At 51.3% G+C, this 372-nt stretch carries 1 protein-coding gene; it reads left to right on the top strand.

The window, feature by feature from the left end; genetic code table 11:
• The coding region (locus tag HCX89_RS22710; RefSeq protein WP_254428420.1) for an ATP-dependent Clp protease proteolytic subunit at positions 1-372 on the top strand (372 nt) is incomplete at both ends.

Genomic DNA, 372 nt, shown 5'->3' with positions numbered 1-372 from the left:
AGCGTGACGCCGATTAAAGGTAAATACGAGATAAAGGCCTCTGCAGAAGGAGCCGTGACTCTGACCATGTACGGCGACGTTGGCTGGGACTTTACCGCCAAGAGTATTGCCCGCGACATTGCTGCTGTACCAAAAGTTACCTCTGTCACGGCTTACATTCAGTCTGGCGGTGGCAGTGTGATGGATGGCTTCGCAATTTATAACATTATCGCCCGAATGCCAGTTCAAAAGACCTTATATGTGGAGGCTGTAGCAGCATCCATGGGGTCAGTGATCGCCATGGCATTCGACAAGGTGATCATGCCTGCAAATGCTTTTCTGATGGTCCATTCCAACTGGGGTGGCGCTTGCGGAACTGCTGAAGACTTACGC

It is taken from the genome of Shewanella sp. Iso12 (assembly GCF_012030025.1).
GTDB classification, from domain to species: domain Bacteria; phylum Pseudomonadota; class Gammaproteobacteria; order Enterobacterales; family Shewanellaceae; genus Shewanella; species Shewanella algae.
The sequence above is the reverse complement of the archived record's forward strand: the minus strand, read 5'-3'. Positions and strand labels throughout refer to the sequence as shown.